The sequence below is a fragment of the Moorena sp. SIO3B2 genome, assembly GCF_010692525.1.
GTDB classification, from domain to species: domain Bacteria; phylum Cyanobacteriota; class Cyanobacteriia; order Cyanobacteriales; family Coleofasciculaceae; genus Moorena; species Moorena producens.
In genome coordinates this window covers 1-1220 of record NZ_JAAHHE010000927.1, presented here as the reverse complement: position 1 = coordinate 1220, position 1220 = coordinate 1, and the positions used below count along the sequence as shown (strand labels likewise).

1 pseudogene is annotated in these 1220 nt (G+C 46.4%); it reads right to left on the bottom strand.

Annotated elements, in window-relative coordinates:
* Window positions 1-19: 19 nt before the first annotated feature.
* Window positions 20-1201: pseudogene (locus F6K38_RS42430) on the bottom strand (IS630 family transposase).
* Between the last annotated feature and the right edge of the window lie 19 nt (window positions 1202-1220).

Sequence of the window (1220 nt, the reverse complement as noted above, 5' to 3'; positions counted from 1 at the left end):
GCGTAGTGGCGTGGCACAGCTAATTTGGTGCATTAGATTCTAGGTCTTCATCAAGTTCAAATACAGGATATAGGTGTTTAAGTTTGACTCGTGCATCTTCGGTAGTAAATCGCCAAACGACCTTGGCGCTCTCTACTGTTGCGCTCTTGTTGCCATGCATCAAGTTCATTCTTTAGTTCCTCAACCGTGGCAATCCGACGGTCAAGACATTGCTGAGACAGTACTGATAGCTCTGTTTCCGCGTTCATTTTGCCAACTACCATTGCGTGGCGTGTGAATCAACGACCGTCGCCGTGCCAAACTGTGGGCTTCAGAGGCGGGAAAAGTCTTGTAAAAAGAGGAGATGTTATGTATATTGAGGTTGTCGCACAGCAAGCGCACTTTGGGAGCATCAGGATAGTCAATATCGAGTAATTGCTTGACTTCCATAGCCCAGTCGGAGCTGGTGCGGTTGTCGCGACAACTGACACCCATGCCAACCTCGGCTGGGGTCAAAAAACCTAAATAGGGCTTGGACTCCTTCACGGGTGTAGTGATAGTCTTCTTTGGCATTTACTCCTGGCTGCATCGGAATCGGTTCGCTTAGCGTGACCATGTAACTCCTTGCTGGCTTCATCCATGCAGATTAAGGGGATTTCTGGATTTTCAGGACAGGTATAGTGGTCTAGAACTACTTCCATTTCGGCTACAAATCAAGGGCTATCTCGTTCTGGAATACAGAATCTCTGAGTTTTCCAGGGACGCAATTTGTTTTTTTTAGGGTTCGTCTCACTGTTTCCCTAGAAATTTCCGTGACGATTGTGCGTCGCTTGAGTTCTGTAGTTAAGAGTCTCAAACTCCAATTCCCTCTCCCTTGAGGTGGCTCACTGCAACAAAGGGCAATAATTTGAGCTTCTGTAACTCCTACCACAATCGGCTCTACTGGTGGTTTCCTTCTGAGTTTTCTCTCCTTAGCTGGCACTACTCCTTTTTCTAAGAATTTTTTTCGCACTCGACCCACTGTATTGCGATGGAGATTGAGTGCTAAGGCAATTTCGTTATCTGTCCATTTCCGCTTTGCTTCCCCTCCTTCGTCTGACATCAACAGTATTTGAGCATGAAGTATTTTTTTGGCTGGGGCGTATCCATTGTTGCTTATGACTTCCAGCCTTTTTCTCTGTTCTCGACTCAGAATCACCTTGTCTCGTTTTCCTCTTCCCATACTTTCCGCCTCAGTTATC